6 protein-coding genes are annotated in these 4697 nt (G+C 52.1%); 2 read left to right on the top strand and 4 right to left on the bottom strand.

The window, feature by feature from the left end; genetic code table 11:
* The first annotated feature begins 198 nt into the window (after nucleotides 1-198).
* Together MHK05_RS11715 and MHK05_RS11710 are read left to right on the top strand one after the other, a co-directional pair.
* Nucleotides 199-1290: an ATP-binding protein gene (locus MHK05_RS11715; RefSeq protein WP_239206885.1), complete on the top strand. Its 1092-nt coding sequence runs from the start codon at nucleotides 199-201 to the stop codon at nucleotides 1288-1290.
* A gap of 69 nt (nucleotides 1291-1359) precedes the next feature.
* Entirely contained in the window at nucleotides 1360-1887 is a 528-nt protein-coding gene (locus tag MHK05_RS11710; RefSeq protein ID WP_239206884.1) for a CAP domain-containing protein, read from the top strand.
* Between the two features lie 248 nt (nucleotides 1888-2135).
* On the opposite strand, the gene MHK05_RS11705 is transcribed toward MHK05_RS11710, so the two are convergent.
* From MHK05_RS11705 to MHK05_RS11950, 4 genes are all read right to left on the bottom strand, one after another.
* A complete protein-coding gene (locus tag MHK05_RS11705) occupies nucleotides 2136-2294 on the bottom strand; it encodes a hypothetical protein (RefSeq protein WP_239206883.1) in 159 nt (52 codons plus the stop codon).
* 94 nt (nucleotides 2295-2388) lie between these two features.
* The gene (locus tag MHK05_RS11700) at nucleotides 2389-3258 is read right to left on the bottom strand and encodes an SGNH/GDSL hydrolase family protein (protein ID WP_239206882.1); all 870 of its coding nucleotides are present in this window, start codon (nucleotides 3256-3258) and stop codon (nucleotides 2389-2391) included.
* 76 nt (nucleotides 3259-3334) lie between these two features.
* Entirely contained in the window at nucleotides 3335-4138 is an 804-nt protein-coding gene (locus MHK05_RS11695) for a GDSL-type esterase/lipase family protein (RefSeq protein ID WP_239206881.1), read from the bottom strand.
* Nucleotides 4139-4264: 126 nt separating this feature from the next.
* Nucleotides 4265-4546 carry an HNH endonuclease gene (locus MHK05_RS11950; protein WP_367403379.1) on the bottom strand — a complete coding sequence of 94 codons (282 nt, stop codon included), beginning with the start codon at nucleotides 4544-4546 and terminating at the stop codon, nucleotides 4265-4267.
* Between the last annotated feature and the right edge of the window lie 151 nt (nucleotides 4547-4697).

The raw sequence follows: 4697 nt of genomic DNA, 5'->3' as shown, positions 1-4697 counted from the left end.
AATACAGCACAGCAATACCTTCCAAAATCGACAAAACAACGAAACTTCACTACCCCGAAACCAATCAAATCGCAGTAAATTCAGTCTTGGGAAGTTAACGCCTGCAAGCTTAACCGACAAACCCATAATCCGCTCAGCATCATGCCTAATTAGTAGGCTAAAGCTCAACCCTAACTAACACCGAAAGGCAGTCCTGAAATGAGCACAAAAACCCCGACAAACCTATTCAACACGCCCCACCTAGACGCACTCAGAGACCAAGTCAGCAATATTGCACTTGCCCTACTAAGCACTATTGCAATAGCAACCCTACTCGTAATAGCCGCACGGCAAATCTACTTTTTCACCCGATACCGAGACCCAGCCGTACGTCGCCTAGCCAAACGCAAAGCAGCAGTCGAATACAAAGCAAACGTAGAAATAAAAGAAATCAGCCCCAAAGGCTGGATTAAAATAGCACCAAAAGACAAAGAATGGTGGGAACTGCTAGCCAAAACCCGACAACTTGACGATATCCTCAAAATCCCAACCAGAATCAAAATCTCAAATCAACGAGTACAAATAGCAACGCTAATTCCAAACTCTACATCAATACCCGGAAAAATGACCTACGACCCCAATACCGAACTACTCACACTAGGTCGTAACACCCAAACAAAAAAGAAAGCCCACCTGCAACTCGAAGCAACCTCCAACATAGTAGTCGCCGGCCAGCCCGGAACCGGGAAAACAACACTTCTAAAAGGAATCATGGACGCAGTACGGCCAAACGCTCACGTACTCTACTTCAACGGATCAGCCGGCGACACAACAGAAATCGCCAAAAGCCTACAACAACTAGAAGAACTAAAACAACAACGTCTACAAGACGGCATCGACTACTGGCGAGAGAAAAACGACAACCAGCACCTAGCAATCTTTATCTTCGACGAAATCCAGGAATACTTCCAAACAAAAGACAAAAAGAATACGCCAGCACCCCAGACAGAAATAAAAATCGCGAAAGCCACAAAGGCGATGCAAAACTGCCACCAAGTGGGAATCATCGTCATCATCGTCACCGCGAACCCCACACCAACCACACTGCCAACCCCCATACGAGACCAAACCAACACCCAAATATGCGCCAACGTATCAACCACAAACCAAGCCGCACACGTACTTGGCCGAAAACCAACACCCCTCGACCCCAAACCCACAAACCTACCGCCAGGAAGAGTAACGATCAGCGATAACAAAGGCAACTGGGAGCAAGTCGACATCTACAGCCCAAGATTCTTCCAAAAATAAAAACCCACGAAGCACTGTAGACTTAAAACCGGTATCACTCCCACCCCGAAATTCAAGGAGGAACTACCAATGTCGGATGAAATCATGCCCGAACCAGTAGAAAAAATCGCAGCACCAGCTGCCGCAGCCGCAGCACTAGTCGGCGGCGAACTCGCAATACCAACCCCACCAGCGCAAGCCCAAGGACCAGGAGGGCCAAACCCAGCAACGGTCAACGAACTAAAACCAGAAGGAGTCCGCGCACACTCAATCGTCCTCAAAATCAATGAAGTAAGAGCACAACACGGACTCAAACCCGTAACTGAAAACCCGGCCCTAAACAATATTGCTCAAAACTGGGCTGACCACGTCTGTCAAACCGACAACCTACACCACCGCCCAGAACATTGGAAAGCCTACCCAGCCGAGCTACCACCAGGTGGAGAAAACGTTCTTCAGGCATGGGACGACTATTCCGACGCACAACTCGTCCAACTCTGGGTTAATTCACCATCACACCGAGAAATTCTTCTAGACCCCGAAGCCAAAACCGTCGGCACAGGAATAGCCGTCAACCCACAAGGCAAACTCTTTGCAGTTCAAAACTTCGGACGCTAAACAGACACACTAATGGCCCCAAAGGAGCTTTTCTCCTTGGGGACATTAGCATGTCGCCACGAGTTCTGAAATAAAAACCAGCACATTAACCTAGAAAAGCACTAGATTAACCCCGAGACCCGTACATACCCTAAACGCCTTGGTCGCCCGTGGGTTGGGGAGTTGTGGGGGAGGGGGTTGCCCCTGGGTGGGGGTATGAGTAAGCCCCCGAGGTGTGGTGGTCTCGGGGGCTGTTGTGCGCTTTTGTTTTAGAAGCCGGTGATGTTGCGGTTGAACTCGTTGAGTGCGTCTGGGATGAGGTATGGCAGCTTGCGTACGAAGAGGCTTGCCTGTTCGAGGATGTCCCAGCCGTTGGATACGGCGGTGTGTGCTGCTTCTTGTGCATTGGATACGATGTCTGCGATCATTTTAGTTTCCTTTCTAGTTCGGGAGAAACTTGCGCACTCTTGCGCGCGTTTTTCATCGTACATGAGTTGGTGGGTTGTGTGCCAAGTTGTGGTTTTAGTGGGTGTTTTGGGCTATTTTTTGGGCCATGTGTTTTTGGCCTAGTGATGTGGGGTGGGCGATGAGGTTTTGTTCGGGTAGGCCGTAGTAGTTGGTGTTTCGTTGTTGTGGGGGTTTGCACCATCCTTCGGGGTCGTTTGGTGGGGTGATGTAGGTGGTGTGTGTTTCTTGTGCTGCTTGCTGGATGGTGTTGTTGACTTCGGTGAGGAAGTTGTTGATGTATTTGCGGTCGTTGAGGGAGAGGTAGCCGCTTTCGGGGCAGCGGTGTTCTGGGGTGGCTGCTGTGTAGTATCCGGTGAAGAGGATTTGGGCTTGGGGGGCTCGTTTTTTGGTGTCGTTTGCGATGTCGATGAGGCGTTGTTTTAGGTTTCGGCCGGTGGTGTCGGGGTTGTGGATGCTGGCGTCTGTTATGGGTTTGGCGGTGGGGGAGCAGTCGGGGAGTCCGGGGATTTGGATGTGGGGTGCGCAGGCGGTGAACAGTGCTGCTAGTCCGGCGTCGTTTCCTCCGAGTGTGATGGTGACGAGTTTGGTGTCGGGTGTGAGGTGTTGTTTTTGTGGGGTTGGGGCGGTGAAGGGTAGTGCGTGGTGTTGGGGGTTGTCGTATTGGTAGGTGAATGCCCAGGCGCAGGAGGCGTCGTCGAGTTGTAGGTTGAGTTGTTTGGCTAGTTGGTGTGGGTAGTTGTCTTGGTCTTTGACGCAGGTGGGGGTGCTGTTTGGTGCGGGTTGTGTGATGGTTCCGGTTGAGGCGTAGGAGTCGCCGAGTGCTACGTATTTGTCTCCTGGTTGGAGGGCTTGTGCTGTGGGGGTTAGGAGTGCGGTTGTGATTGTTGCGGTGGCGAGTGCGGCGCTTATTTTTGTTGGTTTCACGGGGGTTGTTCCTTTTTGCTGATGGGAAATTCCCGTGTGGTGGGTGTGGTGCACGGGAATTTGGGTGGGGTGGGGTCTATTTTGCGATATTTTTTCCGATGTATTGGCCGTAGGCGTGGGTGCCGTTGGCGTTGAGGTGGAGGGGTAGGTTTCCTGGTGCTGGTGGCAAGAGATCGATTAGGTTGACCCACCAGCGGTCTCGGGAGCAGTTGTCGTGTCCGGTGGACATCGGCTGTGCGTCTAGGAAGGTTGCGTCGTTTTGGTCTGAAACTTCGCGCAGGGTGTTTTGGACTCGTTTTTCATTTTCTGCAACGGCTGCGGCGGGTAGTGGAATGGTTGCTGATGTGAGGCAGGTGTTGGCGCCGTCGGATATGTGTGGGTAGCCGACGACGGTGATTTTGGCGTTGGGGACGTGTTCGTGTGCTACTTGCAGTGCGCTGCGTAGGCCGTTTCGGATTGCGTGGTCTGATGCTTGGATGTCTTGTTTGTATGGGTAGGTGTCGTTGGCGCCGGCGACGATGACGACGTTTTTGGTTTGTGGGTTAAGGTCGCCGTGTTGTGCGGCTGTGCGAAGTGAATCGTCAATGTGGTGGCCGCCGGTTGCGAAGGAGGCGCCGGCGCATTGGTATTGGTCGACGTGGGCGCCTCCGGATGCGTTTGCGATTTCGTCGGCGATGGAGCCGTCGGTGACGCAGCCTACTCCGGTGTTGGTTTTGGCGTTTGCCTTGTTTTTCCAGTAGTCGGAGAATGTTGGGTTGGCTACTACGCTGTCGCCAACTAGTACGGTGTTGCCTGGTGTGGCTGCGAGTGCGGTGGTGTTTCCTGCGGCCAGGGCGGTGGTGGCTAGTATTGCTGCTGTGTATTTAGTGGGGGATTTCATCTTTAGTTTCCTTTTAGTTTGCTGTTTGCTTGAGTTTCCTTTGTTTAGGATATCGGTTTTCAGTGGAATGCCAGAATTTTGGTTTTGAGTGAAATGTTTTGAGTGTTGATGGTGTGGTGATTGTGGTTAGTTAGTTAGGCCGGGGTGGGGTTGTTGTGGGAGGTGGAGGAGTTTTTTCTTTTTGTGTTTGCCGGTGCGGGTTTCTTGGGTGGTTTTGTTGGTGTGGCATTGGTGGCAGAGGACGCGGAGGTTGTTGGGGTTGTGTGTTCCGCCTTGGCTTATTGGGGTGATGTGGTCTACTTCGTGTCCTGGTTTGCCGCATTGTTGGCAGGTGTGGTTGTCGCGGTTTCGGATTTGTTGGCGTAGGTGGTGTGGCGTTCCTGGGTGGTGTGGGTTTTTGTTGTTCATGGTGGTTTAGAGGTCGGGTTTGATTGCGGTTGGTGCTGGGTGTTGTGGGATGTCGTTGGGGTGTGCTTGGCGCCATTCGGTGATGTGGTTGATTGCGGTGTTGTATTTGTGGTTGAGGGTGTGTATTTGTTCGCGGAGTGTGTCGACTTGG

Source organism: Corynebacterium nasorum (genome assembly GCF_022347325.1).
GTDB classification, from domain to species: domain Bacteria; phylum Actinomycetota; class Actinomycetes; order Mycobacteriales; family Mycobacteriaceae; genus Corynebacterium; species Corynebacterium kefirresidentii.
Note: the sequence above shows the minus strand (reverse complement) of the source record. Positions and strands in the feature narration are given on the sequence as shown.